Annotated in this window: 15 protein-coding genes and 4 pseudogenes; 12 read left to right on the top strand and 7 right to left on the bottom strand. The window is 62.0% G+C overall.

The genetic code is table 11. The features are described 5' to 3' along the window. Window positions 1-140 precede the first annotated feature (140 nt). From istA to HAP41_RS16020, 3 genes and pseudogenes are all read left to right on the top strand, one after another. Window positions 141-1,652 carry an IS21 family transposase gene (gene istA, locus HAP41_RS16030; protein ID WP_166105319.1) on the top strand — a complete coding sequence of 504 codons (1,512 nt, stop codon included), beginning with the start codon at window positions 141-143 and terminating at the stop codon, window positions 1,650-1,652. A 14-nt stretch (window positions 1,653-1,666) separates the two neighbouring features. Then, entirely contained in the window at window positions 1,667-2,419 is a 753-nt protein-coding gene (gene istB / locus HAP41_RS16025; RefSeq protein ID WP_166057122.1) for an IS21-like element helper ATPase IstB, read from the top strand. Between the two features lie 119 nt (window positions 2,420-2,538). Further along, a pseudogene (locus tag HAP41_RS16020) lies at window positions 2,539-3,369 on the top strand (IS1380 family transposase); the annotation flags it as partial. A 533-nt stretch (window positions 3,370-3,902) separates the two neighbouring features. Here HAP41_RS16020 and HAP41_RS16015 read toward each other — a convergent pair. After that, the gene (locus HAP41_RS16015) at window positions 3,903-4,289 is read right to left on the bottom strand and encodes a hypothetical protein (protein WP_166099945.1); all 387 of its coding nucleotides are present in this window, start codon (window positions 4,287-4,289) and stop codon (window positions 3,903-3,905) included. 285 nt (window positions 4,290-4,574) lie between these two features. Continuing rightward, entirely contained in the window at window positions 4,575-5,357 is a 783-nt protein-coding gene (locus HAP41_RS16010) for an outer membrane protein (RefSeq protein ID WP_038958616.1), read from the bottom strand. A gap of 111 nt (window positions 5,358-5,468) precedes the next feature. On the opposite strand from HAP41_RS16010, the gene HAP41_RS16005 reads away from it, so the two are divergent. Continuing rightward, a complete protein-coding gene (locus HAP41_RS16005; RefSeq protein WP_166099952.1) occupies window positions 5,469-6,071 on the top strand; it encodes a helix-turn-helix domain-containing transcriptional regulator in 603 nt (200 codons plus the stop codon). Between the two features lie 357 nt (window positions 6,072-6,428). On the opposite strand, the pseudogene HAP41_RS16000 reads toward HAP41_RS16005, so the two are convergent. Then, window positions 6,429-7,772 (bottom strand): annotated as a pseudogene (locus HAP41_RS16000) (IS1380 family transposase). An 832-nt stretch (window positions 7,773-8,604) separates the two neighbouring features. Here HAP41_RS16000 and HAP41_RS15995 point away from each other — a divergent pair. The 3 genes and pseudogenes from HAP41_RS15995 to HAP41_RS15985 all read left to right on the top strand — a co-directional run. Beyond that, window positions 8,605-10,038, top strand: coding sequence for a hypothetical protein (locus tag HAP41_RS15995; protein ID WP_166099955.1), 1,434 nt, complete (start codon window positions 8,605-8,607; stop codon window positions 10,036-10,038). A 79-nt stretch (window positions 10,039-10,117) separates the two neighbouring features. After that, window positions 10,118-10,273, top strand: a complete 156-nt coding sequence (locus tag HAP41_RS15990; RefSeq protein ID WP_166099961.1) for a hypothetical protein — start codon at window positions 10,118-10,120, stop codon at window positions 10,271-10,273. A 368-nt stretch (window positions 10,274-10,641) separates the two neighbouring features. Next, a pseudogene (locus HAP41_RS15985) lies at window positions 10,642-10,998 on the top strand (phage integrase N-terminal SAM-like domain-containing protein); the annotation flags it as partial. Window positions 10,999-11,028: 30 nt separating this feature from the next. On the opposite strand, the gene HAP41_RS15980 reads toward HAP41_RS15985, so the two are convergent. The 4 genes from HAP41_RS15980 to tnpA (HAP41_RS15965) are packed head-to-tail and all read right to left on the bottom strand — an operon-like array spanning window position 11,029 to window position 14,014. Further along, window positions 11,029-11,631: a plasmid pRiA4b ORF-3 family protein gene (locus tag HAP41_RS15980; RefSeq protein WP_166055583.1), complete on the bottom strand. Its 603-nt coding sequence runs from the start codon at window positions 11,629-11,631 to the stop codon at window positions 11,029-11,031. Continuing rightward, window positions 11,628-13,193 (bottom strand): IS66 family transposase, encoded by a 1,566-nt coding sequence (gene tnpC / locus HAP41_RS15975; RefSeq protein ID WP_166099966.1) that lies wholly within the window; start codon window positions 13,191-13,193, stop codon window positions 11,628-11,630. Before tnpC ends, HAP41_RS15980 begins: the two co-directional genes overlap by 4 nt. Before the next feature lie 51 nt (window positions 13,194-13,244). Next, window positions 13,245-13,598 (bottom strand): IS66 family insertion sequence element accessory protein TnpB, encoded by a 354-nt coding sequence (gene tnpB, locus HAP41_RS15970; RefSeq protein ID WP_166065968.1) that lies wholly within the window; start codon window positions 13,596-13,598, stop codon window positions 13,245-13,247. Further along, entirely contained in the window at window positions 13,592-14,014 is a 423-nt protein-coding gene (gene tnpA, locus HAP41_RS15965; protein ID WP_166055731.1) for an IS66-like element accessory protein TnpA, read from the bottom strand. The genes tnpB (HAP41_RS15970) and tnpA (HAP41_RS15965) overlap by 7 nt, the downstream gene beginning before the upstream one ends. 89 nt (window positions 14,015-14,103) lie before the next feature. Between tnpA (HAP41_RS15965) and HAP41_RS15960 the strand changes: the two are divergent. The 5 genes and pseudogenes from HAP41_RS15960 to tnpB (HAP41_RS15940) all read left to right on the top strand — a co-directional run. After that, window positions 14,104-14,625 (top strand): annotated as a pseudogene (locus HAP41_RS15960) (tyrosine-type recombinase/integrase); the annotation flags it as partial. 20 nt (window positions 14,626-14,645) lie between these two features. Next, window positions 14,646-15,884, top strand: coding sequence for an IS91 family transposase (locus HAP41_RS15955; protein ID WP_166099975.1), 1,239 nt, complete (start codon window positions 14,646-14,648; stop codon window positions 15,882-15,884). Window positions 15,885-16,291: 407 nt separating this feature from the next. Beyond that, on the top strand, window positions 16,292-17,638 hold the full coding sequence (locus HAP41_RS15950) for an IS5 family transposase (protein ID WP_166053956.1): 1,347 nt from the start codon (window positions 16,292-16,294) through the stop codon (window positions 17,636-17,638). A gap of 351 nt (window positions 17,639-17,989) precedes the next feature. Then, window positions 17,990-18,412, top strand: coding sequence for an IS66-like element accessory protein TnpA (gene tnpA, locus HAP41_RS15945; protein WP_166055731.1), 423 nt, complete (start codon window positions 17,990-17,992; stop codon window positions 18,410-18,412). Then, window positions 18,406-18,759 (top strand): IS66 family insertion sequence element accessory protein TnpB, encoded by a 354-nt coding sequence (tnpB, locus tag HAP41_RS15940; protein WP_166065968.1) that lies wholly within the window; start codon window positions 18,406-18,408, stop codon window positions 18,757-18,759. Before tnpA (HAP41_RS15945) ends, tnpB (HAP41_RS15940) begins: the two co-directional genes overlap by 7 nt. Window positions 18,760-18,803: the final 44 nt, after the last annotated feature.

Genomic DNA, 18,803 nt, shown 5'->3' with positions numbered 1-18,803 from the left:
GACTTGAAGCCGGCCATCGTTCCGATTTGAAGCCGGCCGGGTTTTGGAAGTCGGCGTTTTCGTTTGGGTCAGTCCTTCAGGCATCAAGTCCCTCGTTGATCCACGAGGGGAAGCGGATGCCGGCCAAGAGAGAACTGACCATGCGACAGATACGACAGATGCTGCGGCTTGCCCGTGATGGGGTGAGCGCCCGGGAGATCGGGCGCACGCTCGGGGTGGCGCGCAGCACGATCCAGGACAATCTCAAGCGTGCCTCGACTGCCGGGCTGGCGTGGCCTTTGGCGGGCGATCTGACCGACGCCGTTCTTGAACAACGTCTGTTTGCCCATGCCGGCGTCAGGCGCGGCTTCCGCCGGCGCCGGGAGCCGGATTGGGCCTCGCTGGCCTGTGAGCTGAAGCGGCCTGGCGTCAATCTGATGGTGCTGTGGGAGGAGTACCGGGCGGTCCATCCGGAAGGTTATGGCTACAGCCGGTTCTGCGATTTATTCCGGGAATTCGAGCGGCGGCTGTCTCCGACGATGCGGCAGGACCATCCGGCCGGCGACAAGGTCTTTGTCGATTACTCCGGCAAGAAGATCATGATCGTTGATCGCGCAACCGGGGTTGTGCGCGACGCGGAGATCTTCGTCGCCGTGCTTGGCGCCTCGAATTACACCTACGCCGAGGCGACCTGGACGCAGACACTTCCGGACTGGATCGAGGCTCATGTCCGAATGTTCCGGTTCTTTGGCGGGGTGCCACGCCTCGTCGTCCCTGACAATCTGAAGTCCGGCGTGCACCGGGCGTCGTTCTACGACCCCGAAATCAATCGCAGCTACGGGATGATGGCGTCCCATTACGGCGTTGGCATCCTTCCGGCACGGCCAAGAAAGCCCCGGGATAAGGCAAAAGTGGAAGCCGGAGTGCGTTTTGCCCAGACCTATATCCTCGGGCGGCTTCGCCGGCAGACCTTCTTCTCGCTGGCTGAGGCGAATGCGGCAATCGCCGCCGCGCTGGAGCGCATCAACGCCCACGTCATGCGCCGGATCGGCGTCAGCCGCCGACAATTGTTCGAGACCGTCGAGATGCCTGTCCTGGCGCCGTTGCCGGATGCCGACTATCAGTTCGCGGAATGGCTCCTGGCCCGCGTCTCGCTCGATTATCACGTCGAGGTCGACGGCTTCTTCTACTCAGTTCCACACGGCCTGATCCGGGAGCAGGTCGACGTTCGCGCCACCACCCGGACCATCGAGTTGTTCCATCGGGGTTTGCGTGTTGCTGCTCACCAGCGCCGTTATGGCGGCCGCCGGCACGGCACTGATCCCGATCACATGCCCAGTGCGCATCGGCGTTACGCCGAGTGGACTCCCGATCGATTCCGGCGCTGGGGGCGGTCGATCGGGCCCAACACCGAGGGGCTCGTTCTCGCCATCCTGGCCAATCGGCCTCATCCCGAACAGGGATTCCGGACCTGTCTCGGCGTGCTTCGGCTGTTCAAGGATATTGATCCCGAACGCGCCGAGCTGATCGCGGCCCGCGCGGTCGCGGTCAGCGCACTGACCTACAAGAGCATCGCCTCCATCATCGCCAACAAGCTCGAACGCAGTTCTCGCGATACCGAGGACGCGATCATCGAACATCCCAATCTGCGCGGCCCCGGTTACTTCCATTGAAAGGATTATCCAGCATGCTCACCCATCCCACCCTCGACCTGCTGCATAGCCTTGGTCTCCACGGTATGGCCAAAGGCTTCAAGGACCTCGATGCCCAGTCCGAAGCGCGCAGCCTCGAACACGCCGAATGGCTGGCGTTGCTCCTGGAACACGAGAAAACGCTGCGCCAGCAAAAGCGGTTCGAAAGCAGAGCTCGAGCCGCCAAGCTGCGTCATGCCGCCTGCGTCGAGGATGTCGATTACCGCGCTATCCGCGGCCTCGACCGCACGCTCTTTCTAAAACTCGCCGCTGGCGACTGGATCCGGGCACGACATAATCTCCTTGTTACCGGGCCGTGCGGCGTCGGCAAGAGCTGGCTCGCTTGTGCCCTCGGCAACAAGGCTTGCCGAGACGACTTCTCAGTTGCCTACCATCGTGTGCCGCGTCTCTTCGCCGCTCTCGCACTCGGCCGCGCCGATGGCCGCTATACCAAGATGCTGCGGGCGATCGCACGACTTGATCTGCTGATCCTGGACGACTGGGGACCAGAACCTCTCGACGCCGACCAGCGCCGTGATTTGCTCGAAATCGTCGAGGATCGATACGAAGCCCGCTCGATTATCGTCACCAGCCAGCTGCCCGTCGATCGCTGGTACGAAATCATCGGCAACCCCACCATCGCCGACGCGATTCTCGATCGCCTCGTCCACAATGCCTACCGCATCGAACTCAAAGGAGAGAGCCTCAGGAAGCAGAAGCAACCCGCTCAAGATCAACCGGTCTCTTGACCTTCCCAGCCCTCGACGACATCATGAAATTGACCCATGCGAACGACGCCACGGGTGGCCGGCTTCAGATCGGAATACCCGGCCGGCTTCGAATTGGAATGCATGGCCGGCTTCGTCGGAATCCGCATTATGACGAACGCTGCTTCCTGCCGATCCACGTCTACGACACGGAGAAGAGCCGGCCCGTGGCGGTCGTGCTGCGGCCCGGCAAGACGCCGGGCGGCGTCGAGGTGCGTGCCCATCTGCGCCGCCTGATACGGCATATCCGGACGCGGTGGCACAAGACGCGAATTACGTTCCGTGGCGACGGGCACTATGCTCGGCCGGAGGCCATGACGTGGTGCGAGAACAACGGCATCGACTACATCTTCGGTCTGTCCGGTACCAAGCCTCTCGCCAGAAAAGTCGACGAGGTCGCCGACGACATTCGCACGCGACGCGCCATCGAGAACCTGCCTGTTCTGCGCGGCTATACCGAGACGCGCCACAAGGCAAAGTCCTGGGATCACGAACGGCGCACTGTCGCCCGTATTGAGGCGACGATGCTCGGCCTCGACATCCGCTTCGTCGTCACCAGCCTCGATGTCGGCTCGGCCGAGTGGATCTACGACAGCCTGTATTGCGCGCGCGGCCAAGCCGAAAATCTGATCAAGCTGCATAAGACGCAGCTCGCCTCCGATCGCACCAGTTGCCGTTCGGCGCTCGCCAACCAGGTCCGTCTCGTTCTCCACACCGCCGCTTATTGGTTGATGCTTACCGTGCGCGGCGCCATTCCCAAAGTCCGGGAATTGGCCGCCGCCGAGTTCGCGACGCTGCGTCTTCGTCTCTTGAAAATCGCAGCCCGGGTCGTCGAAACCGCGAGCCGCATTCGCCTTGCGTTCGCCGCGGCATGCCCCGAAGCCGACCTCTTCCGCAGCTTGCCCGGCGCGCTGCTCCCGCTCGGCCCGTAACCGACCGGGCCTGCGCCCGCTCACCCGCCCCACTCCTCCAACGCGTACAAAACAGCTTGATGTAGAACCCGGTGACAAAAGGCCGGACGGTCACCCACGCCAGCCGCCAGCCCCAGTCAGACGTCAAGAACGACCGTGCTCTCGTGAATAGATCGGGCTAGGTCGCTCTTGTCAGCCGCAGTAAGACCGTGACAGCGTGCAGTGGGTCAACCACCGAGAGCAAGCAAAACCGGCTAGAGGCTTGCAAGGAGCCAGAGTATTCCTAGCGAGGATTTGCGTCCTTCGCGGCCGGCCGACTTGGTGGGGGCTCATTAAGATCACGAGCCCAAGGGGCAGCCGAGTGGGCCGCCGGCTTAGACGTGGCCTGACCAGTGCTCAGACAACCCGAGGTAAGCGATCCGAGAACGACCACACACGCCGCTGATATCATCGCCTGAGAACTCACGCTCGACGCCCAATCAAAAATCGCGCCGACCTTGTGAGCCGGCTGGAATTTGGACTGCAGATTGCGCCGGGTGACCGGCCGCTGACCGTTATAGCATGAAGATCCACCAGCGGGAACCCGAGCTGCGAAAGCACCACGGAGCGACCCGCCACACCTCCTCAACCCCTGTCCCGACAAAAACGAGCGCGAGCGCGATCGATAGTCGGCCGTGGCCGCGGCTTCGCGCAAGCTTCTCAGCCGCAGCCTCGTTGCCGCCGACCTCGGCCAGCAGGGCACGTGCGGCGGCACAGAACATCGGCAGATCCGCGCGCCGGAAGCCCGCGCCCATGGCGACGTAACGCGCGCCACCGAAACCGGCGTAGGGATCGGGATCGGCGGCATGCGCCGGCGCGGCCGACAAAGCGACCCCGGCGGCGGCCACCAGCGCGATCCGCCCGCGCGAAATGCTCTGGAACCTGCGAATAGCCCGCGGCACGTAGCTTTGCCTCAATCTCCCCCTGCGTCAGAGCGAACGCGGGAGAAAAAGCGCATATCGTTACAACAATGGCAATGATTGATCGCATCGTTCGCCTCCTTGCTCCGCCGAGGATGCGATGCCTCCTATGTGCGACGCCAATCGTTGTGCCTGAAGCAGATGAATATGAGTCAGAAATTCTTGGAGGCCGCATCGTCTTCGCACGCCTCGGCGCGCCTAGCGTTCAGGACAAACGAAAAAGCCCCGGACGATGCCGGGGCTTTGACGTTTGGCCGTGAGACCAGATCAGTACTTCGCGACGACCGGACCGGTCCAGTTGAAGCGGTAGACCAGCGAGGTCGAGATCGTCTGGTTCCAGCTGTTGGCGCGGATGCTGTTGCCGACCGGAACGTTGCCGGCGTCGAACAGCTCGTCCTGGGTCTTGGCGTTGTAGAAGGCCGAACGATATTCGGTCTTCATGAACCAGCCGGGCGAGCTGATGCCGAAGAAGTTCAGGCTATTCTCGACGCCGCCACCGATGAACCAACCGTTGCGGTTGTAGCTGTTGAGGTGGGCACCGACGGGAACGCCGGCGAGGTCCGTGAAGTTGGTCTGGCCGAAGTGGGCGCCCGAGTAACCGCCGTTGACGTAGGTGAGAACGTTCGGGGCGGCCAGCCAGCCGAGGCGCACACCAGCGGCCCACGACGTCTCGAGCTTCTGGGAGCCCGTGATCTGATTGAGCGGATCCTGGATGGTGGCGCGGATGCTGCCGAACTGACCGTCAGCGAACACGCCAGCGACCCAGGTGCCGCTGAACTGCCAGTCGTAACCGGCGCCCACGGTGCCGAACCAGCCCGAGCCGCCCTGGCGCTGGGTGATCGTCAGCGGCGTACCGGAAACCGTATCCACAACGCTCTGGTCAGCATTAGAGAGGCCGCCACCGCCACCGCCGAAAATGTAGAAGCCGGTCCAGTTGGCGACCGGCGCCGGCATCGGAGCCTTCACGTAGGGACGGGCAGCCAGGTCAGCGGCCGAGGCCGAACCGGTCATCGCCACAACCGCGGCGAGAGCGAGCAAAGTCTTTTTCATTGTCGAAAATTCCCCAAGTGGAAGCGTCGTCGATGTCTGCGAGGTAATCTAGACGTATCGGCCGATAATGCTGTAGCTGGAAGGCCACAGTGACGGACAAACGCTCTGGAAATGCTGGCTGGCAACGAAGAAAACTTAGCCGATTTATTCCGCGACAATCCAGCGGCTATCGCCACTTATCTATCTGATAACTTTGAAGAAAATGATATACTAAAGGCTAAGACGGCGCTCAGCCTCGTCACGCGAGCTCATAACGTACAGCTCCTGGCACGGGACGCGGGCCTGCGACGCGACACCCTCTACAGGACGTTTGGCGGTCGAATCGACCCGAAGCTCGGCCGGGTTCTTAGGCTGCTCGAAGCGCTGAACGTAAAGGCCCGAATTACGCCTGCGTCCGGGATCGCCAGCCCGAGCGCGATCGCTACACGAATCAGTCAAGCCTTCGCTTTCGACGATCCGACTGACACCATCCGGGAGCTGAGCACCGTCGTCAAATCGCAGAACGTCACCTCGCTCGCGCGCGAACTCGGCATTATGCGGACGACGGTCTACAAGACGTTCGGAGGAACCGTGGATCCGCAGCTAAGCCGGGTCCTAAGTCTCTTTGAGACTTTCCGGGTCAGGCTGGAGGTCGTGCCGTCGACTGAGTCCAAGGTCAGACCACCCCGTCCGAAGCTTGGTCGACCGCGAAAGACCCTGGTCGAGCGGCCTTAGCATTTCTCAAGTTGGGCCCGTTCCCAGCACCTATCTGCGACCGGGCTGGTGGACTCGTAGGGGAAATTATTTCAAGCCAGAAAACGGCAAAGAAAACCCGCGGACCTCGCATGATGTGCAGGACCGCGTACCACGTCCCGCGACCAGTGCGGCGGCGGCGAGTACCTCACGGTAGTGATCCGCGAGCTTAGCCCGCCCTATTCGTGAGAGCGCGGTATTTTGGTCCGACTGGTGCATCCGCACACCTCCGCTGACGAGGCGCACAGGATTGCCTTCGGCTTTTCACCGCCTGACGACCGGTACTTTGCAACGCGCTTGAGGGATGGGTTGGGTGAACGCGGGCGGACGCCCCACCGGTCAAGGACCGAGCGGCAGCAGCGCGCCGGGCAAGCTGCGGATCAGGTCGGCTTCGGGACATGCCGCGGCGAACGCAAGGCGAATGCGGCTCTTGGTCTCGACAACCCGGGCGGCGATTTTCAAGAGCCGAAGACGCAGCGTCGCGAACTCGGCAGTGGCCAATTCCCGGACTTTGGGAATGGCGTCGCGCACGGTCAGCATCAGTCAATAAGCGGCGGTATGGAGAACGAGGCGGACTTGATTGGCGAGCGCCGAACGGCAACTGGTGCGATCGGAGGCGAGCTGCGTCTTATGCAGCTTGATCAGATTCTCGGCTTGGCCGCGCGCGCAATACAGGCTGTCGTAGATCCACTCGGCCGAGCCGACATCGAGGCTGGTGACGACGAAGCGGATGTCGAGGCCGAGCATCGTCGCCTCAATACGGGCGACGGTGCGTCGTTCGCGATCCCAGGACTTTGCCTTGTGGCGCGTCTCGGTATAGCCGCGCAGAACCGGCAGGTTCTCGATGGCGCGTCGCGTGCGGATGTCGTCGGCGACCGCGTCGACTTTTCTGGCGAGCGGCTTGGTGCCGGACAGACCGAAGATGTAGTCGATGCCGTTGGTCTCGCACCACGCCATTGCCTCCGGCCGGGCATAGTGCCCGTCGCCACGGAACGTAATTCGCGTGTTGTGCCACCGCGTCCGGATATGCCGTACCAGGCGGCGCAGATGGGCACGCACCTCGACGCCGCCCGGCGTCTTGCCGGGCCGCAGCACGACCGCCACGGGCCGGCTCTTCTCCGTGTCGTAGACGTGGATCGGCAGGAAGCAGCGTTCGTCATAATGAGCGTTGAACAGCGAGAGCTGCTGATGGCCGTGGACGACATCGCAGGTATCATCGATGTCGAGCGTGACGGATGCCGGCTCGCGCGGGTAGCTATCCATCCATGCGTCGACCAAAGTGTAGGTCAGTCGGATCACGTCGCGCAGGCGCGGAGCATTCTCCAGGCGCGACAGCGTCGGTTGGGAACACAGATCGCGACCCGTGTCCGGCAGCCGTCCGCAGGCCAGCTTGAATGCGGGATCGGACCGCAGATGATCGAGGTCGTCGGCGTCCTCGTAGCCGCAGCAGATCGCGAACATGCGCGCGCGGAACATATCGACCAGGCTGTGCACGACCCGCGTCGGATCGCGCCGATCCGGGAACACCCGGGCCAAATTGTCGGCCAAGCCGAGACGCCGCTCGGCCATCGCCAGAAGCATCACGCCCCCGTTCGAGGTCAGCCGACCGCCATCGAAGGCAGCTGTGACTTTCTTGGCGTGAACGGCTGGAAACGAGAAGGGCAGAATCGTATCGTCGGTCATGGCGGGCGTGGTGTTCGCGGCTGAAGGTGATGGGGTTGGCTTCGCAACCGAATCCTACGCCGCATCAGCGCTTTACACCACGCTCGCCAGCCTCTCAGGCGCCCTCTGACGAATAAGACGGGTTAGCAATGCCGAGCCAGTCTGGGCGGCACCCTTCGACACCTCGCCAGCCTCGAAAGCGAAGCCCCTGAGATCGACTTCGCTCAGCCACCTCAGCTTATTGTCAATGCTCGTGACCGGGCCCTAAATTTCCCGCACCGCTTCCTTCGCCTCGTAGGTCACCCTTGGGGGTTTAGGCGCAGCCCCTTTCGCCCGCTCGACGCGAGGCTCATCAGCACGCTTGCGCCAGAGATCGTCCGCAATAGCGTCCAGATCTTCTTTAGTCGGAGTCCACCGGTTCTCACGTTCTCACTTATCTCGGTTACGGCTCGCCGCACGCCCTCGTACCAAGGCGCGTGCGTTGCTGTTCGGCGCCGCTTGTCGCATGGGTCTGGAAGGCTTGGTGTCGAAACGGCGCGACTGGCGCTATGGCTCCGGCCGGTCGAAAGACTGGATCAAGGTGAAGAACCGTGCACACCAGCGATGTCTCGAGAGTTTCGATGACTGATAGCGAGTTCGTCCGCATTATCCGCACTCGATCGTCGCCGACTGCGACACTTCGAGGCGCGATTCAGCGACGGCACCGAAGCAGGTTCAGGATCTAGCTCGAGCTGAGCGCGACAAGATCTGATGTCCTGGTTCCGCGCATTCGACGGCCCTATCCCGGCATGAAGAACACCTTCCAGCTATTCACGAATTTACGCGGATAAGGCGGCTGTGCTATTCAACTTTCATGAATAAAGTTCCCGAAGCGCTCGCTCCAGACGGCGAGCCGTTCGTCGTTGAGGGCTACTATGACGGCGTGCCCTACAGGTTCGTTGACGGTACGGCGATCGACGCGGTCGTGCGCGGAGAGGTCGTTAGGTTCGAGTCCTTTGAAGAGTTCGTGCAGCCCTCGGCTAAACCGGGCGCCAGATATCGGGGCAGCCTCGTCTTTGCAGCTCAAATATGTGTCTGTTGGGTCTCGGCTTTCTTCGTTCGAATCTATTATTCCTACATCCTCGATGTGCACCCCCCGGCGTTCGGTCAGGCCGCTAACCTGATCCAGATCTTGCCCTTTGTTTGTCTGGGCTTCGTGTTCCTGTTCGCCCGAATCAGTTTCGGGTATTTCGCTTGCTATTATTTTTTCAGTGTTCTTTTGACCTATGTGACGCTCACGGAGGCAACTTCAAGCTGGGAGATGCTGGCCGCTGCCGCAGCGTTATTTCTGCCGGCGATGTTCCTGCCGCTACGCCGGCCTCCGGTCCCTGAGCTTTCAGTTGGTTTGCTGCGAAAGCTGTTGATTGGCGCTCTCGCGCTTAGCGCAGTGGTTCTTATCGCGGCAGCGCAATATCATTTCAAATTCGTCAGTTATGAGAACATCTACTTGCACCGGTCGGGGATCGTGCTGCCGACGCCACTCGCGTATCTCATGGGCATCGTGACTGGCGCTCTGCTCCCGTTTACCTTCGCGTGCTTCGCGTTCTCAAGGCGGTGGTTAGGAGCCGGCGCCGCTCTTGCGCTCCTTTTCCTAGGCTATCCAATAATGCTCACAAAGATGAATCTTCTCGCCCCGGCCTGGATGTTGTTCCTGTTGCTGCTGTCTATGTGGAACGGGCCGCGCGCAACCGTGATGCTCTCGCTGCTCATCCCAATGGTGGTTGGGCTGCTGTCGATTTCCCTAGTCCTGGTCCCCGGGCTACCCGATGACTATCTCCCTATCTTTGGGCTCTTCAATTTCAGGCTGATCGCGGTTCCGGCTATTTCCATAGACCTCTACGACCGCTTCTTTGCTACCCATCCTCTTACGTATTTTTGCCAGATATCATTTTTGAAGCCCCTCCTTCATTGCCCCTACAGCGAGCAACTGGGCGTCGTGTTGGAGCGCGAATATCGGTTTGGTACACTAAACGCCTCTCTGTTTGCCACGGAGGGGATCGCGTCGGTGGGGCCGCGGTTAGCGCCGCTCAGCGTCTTCGGTTGTGGCTTGGTACTCGCCTTCGGCAATGCCTGCTCATCTCGACTCCCCGCTCGCTTCGTAATCGTCTCTGGTGGGATGGCTGTGTTAGCGCTGCTCAACGTTCCCCTGTCTACCGCACTACTGACGAGCGGACTTGGAACTCTCTTCTTGCTCTGGCTGGTGATGCCGCGAGCCTATTTCGATCGGCCTGCCTCGGGGCCATGTTGATAAGCTAGCGCCCTACCCATCCGGCATAACGCGCGTGTGGAAGCGCCCAAATGGTTCACACACGCCACGCGAAGCCGCCATGCAGGTGCTGATCCTGGTGGCGGAAGGTGGTGGCCCGACGATGTTTGCCCGCATCGGAGTCATGCGAGCGTTGAACCGCCACTATGTCCCGGAGCTCAACCCGAAGGGCAAAGAGCCCCATTGGGGCCGTCGCAAGCTGAAGAGGGATCAATGATTGTGAGGTCTGCCGGTATATGAGCCGGCAGACCTAATAGTTCGCTTCGAATCATTGGCAGCTGCAACTGCCACTCATCTGTAAGCTGCTTGATTTACAGCTTTTCCCAGCATCGTTTCCAACGCAGGTTCCGGAGCACGTCGTCCGTGAACAAGGCTCTAAGCGATTGAGCGAGAGTCTGTTTTTCGGATTTGAGACGGTTTGAGATTGCAGGGATTGGGAGGTAAAGACCGCCAAAGCCTGCAAATTCGATTGTGGATTGAACGAAGCCGCTGCCGCGGCGTAGGGGGCAAGGTGGCATAGATCGCCTCCTGGCTGAGAGGATGTGGGTGTTGGTGGAGCCCACCCCCTCAGACAGGAGTATCGAGATGGCCGATTTGAGCCCTCTTCGCCGCCGCATGATCGAAGACATGACCGTCCGCAATCTGTCGCCGGCGACGCAAAGATCCTACATCAGCGCGGTTTCGAAGTTCAGCCGCTATTTTGGCCGATCGCCTGACCGGTTAGAGCTGGAAGACGTCCGCGCCTTCCAGGTGCATTTGGTCTCGACCGGCATCTCATGGCCGGCGCTGAACCAGATCGTCTGTGCGCTACGGTTTTTCTACGGCGTCACGCTCGGCGAGGCGCTCATCCCAGAGCGCATTCCCTATGCGCGAGAACCGCGCAAGCTGCCGGTCGTTCTCAGCGCCGACGAAGTGGTTCAGTTTCTTGAAGGTAAGCGTAGCTCTGCGGCCCTTTTGAATGGCGCTTGACGCCTATTTTGTTCGCGTGGCGCGTCGCCGCGGCTTCCTTGTGTCGGACAACGCGTTGACGGCGGCTTCGAGTGCCTTCCGGTCGACGACGTTGGGATCGAACCGCTCCGGGCCCCAGAGGCGCATGTGTCCGTGCTCGGGATGGGCGGGGTCGCTGATGGCGGCGAGGTATTCGGCATAGCCTGGCGCACCGCCGACGTCTTCCGGAGGACAACGACCGGCGGCCTCGAGCAGGAAGGGAAGCCCCTCCGTCGTGGTGTTCTCGAACCATTTTTCGAGCTTGATCACATGGTCCCAGCTGTCGCCGAAGTCATAGAGATAGTGGATCGTCTTGGCGCCGGTCTCGCGAACGATATCGCACAGCCGCGCTTTGCGGGCATCCATGGGCTGGTGACCGTAATCATTGTCGGGGTCGGGAATCCCCCAATGTGCCTCACCAGCAAAGAACTCGAAGAGGTGACTGTTCGTCCAGCCGAATGCCTCCTGAAGCGTCAGATGCAGCCGATCAAGGCGCAGGGTGACGGGTACGACAAGGCGACGCATCACCTCCGGCTTCACATCCTTGAGGGTCACCTTGATCCGGACCGCGGTCGTGTTCAGGCTCATGCCGCCAGCCTCGGATCGCGTGTATGCATCGTATAGGTCGACGCCCAGGGAAGCAGTTCGTCCAGTCGCGCTGCAGGCCAACCATTGACGAGCTTGGCGAGAACGTCAGCGAGCCAGTGCTCGGCACTGACGCCATTGAGCTTACAGGTCTCAATGAGCGAAGCCAGCAATGCCCAATTCCCGGCGCCTTCGTCGCAACCGGCAAAAAGAGAGTTCTTGGCGTTGAGCTTGATCGGTCGCATCGCACGCTCGACAGCATTCGTGTCCATTTCGATGCGCCCATCATCAAGATAGAGCGTCAGGCCGTCCCAATGACGTAGTGCATAGCGCAAAGCCTTCGCCGTGTCGCTCTTCTGCGCAAGGTGATCGAGCTTGGCCTCAAACCACTGCTTCAAGGCTGCAACCAGAGGCCGGGTATGCGCTTGTCGGCCAGCACGGCGCTCGTCCGCAGATCGGCCGCGGAGGGCCTTCTCGACCGCGTAAAGCTGGGCGATGCGCTCAAGAGCCTCGCGGGCAACCGGAGCTGGCGCAGGCGCAGCCTCCCGCTCGATCTTCACAAACTGGCGCCGCAGATGCGACCAGCAGAAGGCGAGCGTCCCGGACAGGGCGTCCGCACGCGTCTCTCGGGTCATGGTCTTGTAAGCCTGATAGCCGTCGCAGTGGATGATGCCGCGATAGCCCTCCAGCAGCCGCAAGCCATGAACGGCGCCGCGGCCCGGTGCATAGGCATAGACTACCCCAGGCGGATCAGGTCCGGCCCAAGGCCTGTCATCGCGTGACAGCGCCCAGAAGTAGCCGGTTTTTGTTCTGCCGCGCCCCGGATCCAGCACCGGCGCCGGGGTCTCATCGACACAGAGCTTCGAGGAGGCGAGCAGAAGCTGGCGCAGACGATGCCACACGGGCTTCAATTCCTGGGCGGCATAGCCGACCCAGAAGGCGAGCGTGGAACGATCCAGCGCTATTCCGTGCGTCGCCAGCATCTGCACCTGGCGGTAAAGCGGCAAATGCCAGTGATACTTGGCATCGATCACATGCGCGACCAGCCGCTCGGTGGGCAATCCTCCCCTGATCAATCGCTCGGGAGCCGCGTGCTGCAGGACGACGCCATGACAGGCGCGGCAGGCCAGCTTGGGACGGCGGGTGATGATGACGCGATACTGCGCCGGAACGACGTCGAGCCTCTGGCTCTCATCCTGACCAATCTCGAAGAGGTTGCCCTTACAAGACGGGCAGCAGCTCTCGGCCGGCATCATAGTCTCGATGACGCGCGGCAAATGCTCCGGCAGCTGACCACGGTTGGCTCTGCGCGCGGCAGCTCTCTTCTCGCCTGTTTTGGGATTGGCACGATTCTCGGCGGCTTCGAGAGCCGCAACGGCCTGATCGATATCCTCCAGAACAAGCTGCAGCTGATCAGCGTCCAGCTTTTCCGAGGACCGACCGAACTGCGCATCTTTCGCAAGCTTGAGCAACCGCTCGAGCCGGGCGCAGCGATCCAGCAGAGCCGCGGCAAAGGCACGCAACTCGGCTGGATCGCTCGGTAGCTCATCAGGCAAATCACTCATTGGCCCGAGCTTGCCATGCTTCGCGTCACGATGCAGCGATGATTTGCATTTTTACGCAAGCGCTTTCGGCTGCGGGATCCGAGGCGCGTGCATGCGCGTCCAATCCATGCCGGCCAGCAGTGCTGACAGCTGGGCCCCATTCATCCGCATCACACCGGCCACGATGGGTGGCCATTTGAAGCCGCTGCCATCGAGCCGCTTCCAGTACATCACAAGGCCGCTGCCATCCCAGACGACGATCTTCACCCGATCGGCGCGCTTCGCACGGAACACCACCGCCACGCCCTTCATCGGGTCATGGCCCAGCGTATCCTTCGCCAGCAGCGCCAAGCCCTCTGCACCCTTCCTGAAGTCCACAGGTTGCGTCGCCACGTAGATCATGAGGCTCGCCGGCATCGTCAGCATGAACGTGTCCGTCGCAGCGCAATGAACACATCGCTCAACGCAGCAAGGCCAGGCGCCCCGCGCACCTCCACGCGCGCGCCCTGGAACTCAACCGTAACAATGGCTGCTTCCGGCGAACCGGAGGGCTCTGCGGCCGCAGGCAACGCTAATTCCGACACCACCGGCACGAACGACAGCGTGTCCGCCGACGCCGGCAATACCAACTGGCCCAAACGCGCCCGGCGCCGCCAATCATGCACCTGCTGGGGCCGGCAGCCATGGCGACGAGCGACGTCTGTTACAACCGCCCCCGGTTCGAGGCTTTCCGCCGCAATCTGCGCCTTCAAATCATCCGGCCAGCGCTTTCGACCTGCGCCAGCGAACACTTCAATACGCGGTGACAACGGTCGTCTTATGTCGTCAGAATGGTCGTCCATTGTGAGCACCCTTCCAGAAGATGACTCTTCTAACGGTGCTCTCAAGACTCCGCACAAACAATCAGACGGGCCTCGGCGCTACGCTTACTCTTGAAGCGGTATCGAGCCTGAAGAGCCGCGCCGCGCTCACCACCGCCTATGCGGCCGGGCTCAGGGCCTCGGAGGTTGCGGGACTGCGGATCGAAGACATCGACAGCGCCCGCGGCGTCATCCAGGTGCGCCACGGCAAGGGCGCGAAGGATCGCAACGTGATGCTGTCGCCCCAGCTGCTGGGCATCCTGCGCACCTACTGGCGGCTCGCCCGGCCGCGGCTTTATCTGTTCCCTGGTCGTGACGAAGATCATCCGATCGATCAGACCGTGCTGCATGCCGCCTGCCGGTCGGCGGTGAAGGCTGCGGGCCTGACCAAGCGCGTCACGCTGCACACGCTGCGCCACAGCTTCGCGACACATCTTCTCGAGAACGGAACCGATATCCGGATCATCCAGGTCTTGCTCGGGCACAATAATTTGTCGTCGACAGCGCGCTACACGCAGGTCGCCACCGATACGATCCGAGCGACGCAGAGCCCGCTCGATCGCCTGTCGCTGGAGGTGACGCCACCTGGATGACCCGCAGCGGGATGCGGGTCATGACCCGCTCCGACATCCGCTCCAACAGGCCCGCCATCGAGATTGCCGATATTCTGCGCCGGCATGGCGACGCCTATCGCCGTGTACATGCCGGTCATCTGGGGCGGGTCGAGCGGCGCGTGATGAGCGCGATCGTTGCGTGCCGGACCGAGGCGCTCGGCGGCCACATGCAGGCTTGCGACGACTGCGGCACGACACGCGTTGCCTATAATTCCTGCCGCAATCGGCACTGTCCGAAGTGTCAGGGGAGAGCCCGAGCCGCGTGGCTCGCCGCGCGTCAAGCCGACCTGCTTCCGGTTCCCTATTTCCACGTCGTCTTTACACTTCCCGCACCGATCGCCGCGATCGCTTTCCAGAACAAGGCCGTCGTCTATGCCATCCTGTTCAAGGCTGCCGCCGAGGCGATGACGACGCTCGCCGCCAATCCACGCCGGCTCGGCGGTGCGATCGGCGGTGCGATCGGCGGCGTCGCCGTCCTCCACACCTGGGGACAGACGCTGATGCATCATCCCCACGTCCATTGCGTCGTTCCGGGTGGCGGCCTCTCGCCCGATGGCGCGCGCTGGACCGCTTGCCGACCGAACTTCTTCCTGGCCGTCAAACCGTTGTCCAGACTATTTCGCACACTTTTTCTCAAACGTCTGTCGGCAGCCTTCAACTCCGGTGCCTTGCGTTTCTTCGGCGATCTCGGAGCTCTGGCCGAGCCGGCTGCCTTTGCGGCCCACCTCGACGCCATGCGACGCATCAACTGGGTTGCTTACGCCAAGCGGCCCTTCGGCGGACCCGCACAGGTCCTGGCCTATCTCGGCCGCTACACCCATCGCGTCGCGATCGCCAACAGCCGGCTCGTCGCACTCGACGACGATCATGTCGCCTTCTCATGGAAGGACTATCGCCAAAACAGCGCGACAAAGATCATGAATCTCAAGCCCGATGAGTTCATTCGCCGTTTCCTGCTTCATACGCCGCCTGACGGCTTCCACCGCATCCGCCACTTCGGCTTCATGGCCAACCGCCATCGCGCTGCCAAGCTCGCCCTTTGCCGCGAACTTCTCGATCATGAGCGAACAGCCCCAAACGATGGCCAGCCGTCGCCTGTGGATTCGGAGGCTCAAACCTGGGCCGAGGTTCCTGCCTGTCCCGATTGTGGTGGCGTCATGCGCATCATTGAGCGCTTTCGACATAGCTTCAGACGCCCCAGCCCTCGAACATCACCGTTCCGATGCGACACATCGTGAGCCAAGTCATGTCGTGCACGACGATCATCATTCGTCATTTCGCTCCCAGCGTCTCGATCATCGCGGACGATGTCGAATCCGTGCTGTCACACTGCGCGACAACAACCGTCCGATGCAGCAAAAGGCCTATCGCGATCTCAGGCGAAGCGCGTCTGATCTCAACTCTTCCAGGATGCGCACTCCTGTGTCTCTGCCTCACGCGCCGAGCCAGCAGATCGGGCATGGCGATCTCGAACAATCCCCATAGCTGCAAAACCGCGAATAGCCTCCCGCGCCTTCGTTCAATCCGGCTTCAATGAGGTCGCGTCATAAGCGCCTGCCGCGCCCTCGCGTGAGCGCGACCTCACAGAACCCTCCAGATTCCCTTTCGCAGCGGACCATGATTCTGTGTTGCATCGGAGGGGACGATGCGACCGAAGAAGCACAAGACGACGGGATCGAACGACCTGTTCCGGGCGCGGCTGGACCAGATCATCAATCTGAAGCACGAGCTGGTTCTGTTGGCCGGCAAGATCGATTGGGACTGGATCGACGGCGAGATCGCGCCGCTCTACAGCGAGAACGGCCGGCCGGGGATCGAGACCCGCTTCATGATCGGGCTGCTGTTGCTCAAGCAGATTTACGGGCTGTCCGATGAGGGGATTTGCGAGCGCTGGGTCCACGACCCGTATTTCCAGTACTTCACCGGCGAAGAGTTCTTCCAGCACGCCTTCCCGCACGAGCGATCGGACCTGAGCCATTGGCGCAAGCGGCTCGGCGACAAGCTGGAACTGCTGCTGGCCGAGAGCCTGCGGGTGGCGCACGAGGCCGGCGCGTTACGCGGCCAGGACCTCAAGCGGGTCACGGTCGATACCACGGTGCAGCCAAAGGCCATCACCTTTCCGACCGACGCCAAGCTGCTGCATGCGGCCATCAAGGGGCTCAATCGCCTGGCGAGAAGGCACGGCGTCAGGCTGCGGCAGTCCTATTCTCGGATCGCCAAGGCCGCCGCGATGATGGCGGGCCGCTACGCCCATGCCAAACAATTCAGGCGGCATCAGCGGCAGTTGCGTATCCTGCGCTCAAGGCTCGGCCGGATCATCCGCGATATCCGCCGCAAGATCGACGGCCAGCCAGCCCTGGAGGAGGCGTTCGCCCTTCCGCTTGGCCGGGCCAGCCAGATCCGCTCGCAGCAGCAGCGCCAACGCGGCTGGAAGCTTTATTCTTTCCATGCCCCGGAGGTGGAGTGCATCGGCAAGGGCAAGGCCTCCGCGCCGTACGAGTTCGGCGTCAAGGCTTCCATCGTCACCAACAACCGCCGAGCTCCCGGCGGTCTGTTCGTGCTACACGTCAGGGCGCTGCCCGATAATCCGTATGACGGTCACACCCTGCGCGACGTCATCGACCGCACCGAGGCACTCACCGGCTGTCCGATCGAGCGGGCCTATGTCGACAAGGGGTATCGCGGCCACGACGCTCAAAATCCACGTCGCGTCTTCATCTCCGGCCAGAAGCGCGGCGTCTTCGGGATCATCAAGCGCGAGTTGCGCCGCCGATCCGCCATCGAGCCCATCATCGGACACCTGAAGGCCGAAGGTCACCTCGGGCGCTGCTACCTCAAAGGCCGCGCAGGAGACGCCGCCAACGTCGTCCTCTCCGCCGTAGGCCACAACTTCCGCCGCATCCTCGCCTGGCTGAGAGATTTCTTGGACCTGTTCCTGATCCGGATATGGCGCACGTTCACATGTCCCATCCCGCTCAATTCGGATTCTTAACGGACGACGAGCACGCATTGTTGCGTTTGGCACAAGTCGAACTCCGCTTTAGGGCGTCCTGCTTGGCGATGGCTGCTTCGCCCATTTTGTCTATCGTGTCAGCTATGTTGATTCTACGTTGCGCCTCGAGCTTTTGCGCACATTCTTCATCGCCGTGGCACTCCTGCCTGAGCAGTTCAAGCGTCGTCGTGAACTGAAATCCCGGCCGCGTCGCAATGTAGGCGACACAACCCAGACTGATCGCGAGGCAGATGCAAATGAACGTAAGCGTAGCGCCGAGGCCCGTCTGATTGTTTGTGCGGAGTCTTGAGAGCACCGTTAGAAGAGTCATCTTCTGGAAGGGTGCTCACAATGGACGACCATTCTGACGACATAAGACGACCGTTGTCACCGCGTATTGAAGTGTTCGCTGGCGCAGGTCGAAAGCGCTGGCCGGATGATTTGAAGGCGCAGATTGCGGCGGAAAGCCTCGAACCGGGGGCGGTTGTAACAGACGTCGCTCGTCGCCATGGCTGCCGGCCCCAGCAGGTGCATGATTGGCGGCGCCGGGCGCGTTTGGGCCAGTTGGTATTGCCGGCGTCGGCGGACACGCTGTCGTTCGTGCCGGTGGTGTCGGAATTAGCGTTGCCTGCGGCCGCAGAGCCCTCCGGTTCGCCGGAAGCAGCCATTGTTACGGTTGAGTTCCAGGGCGCGCGCGTGGAGGTGCGCGGGGCGCCTGGCCTTGCTGCGTTGAGCGATGTGTTCATTGCGCTGCGACGGACACGTTCATGCTGACGATGCCGGCGAGCCTCATGATCTACGTGGCGACGCAACCTGTGGACTTCAGGAAGGGTGCAGAGGGCTTGGCGCTGCTGGCGAAGGATACGCTGGGCCATGACCCGATGAAGGGCGTGGCGGTGGTGTTCCGTGCGAAGCGCGCCGATCGGGTGAAGATCGTCGTCTGGGATGGCAGCGGCCTTGTGATGTACTGGAAGCGGCTCGATGGCAGCGGCTTCAAATGGCCACCCATCGTGGCCGGTGTGATGCGGATGAATGGGGCCCAGCTGTCAGCACTGCTGGCCGGCATGGATTGGACGCGCATGCACGCGCCTCGGATCCCGCAGCCGAAAGCGCTTGCGTAAAAATGCAAATCATCGCTGCATCGTGACGCGAAGCATGGCAAGCT

The sequence above is a fragment of the Bradyrhizobium barranii subsp. apii genome (assembly GCF_011516635.5).
Taxonomy (GTDB): Bacteria; Pseudomonadota; Alphaproteobacteria; order Rhizobiales; family Xanthobacteraceae; genus Bradyrhizobium; species Bradyrhizobium barranii.
Note: the sequence above shows the minus strand (reverse complement) of the source record. Positions and strands in the feature narration are given on the sequence as shown.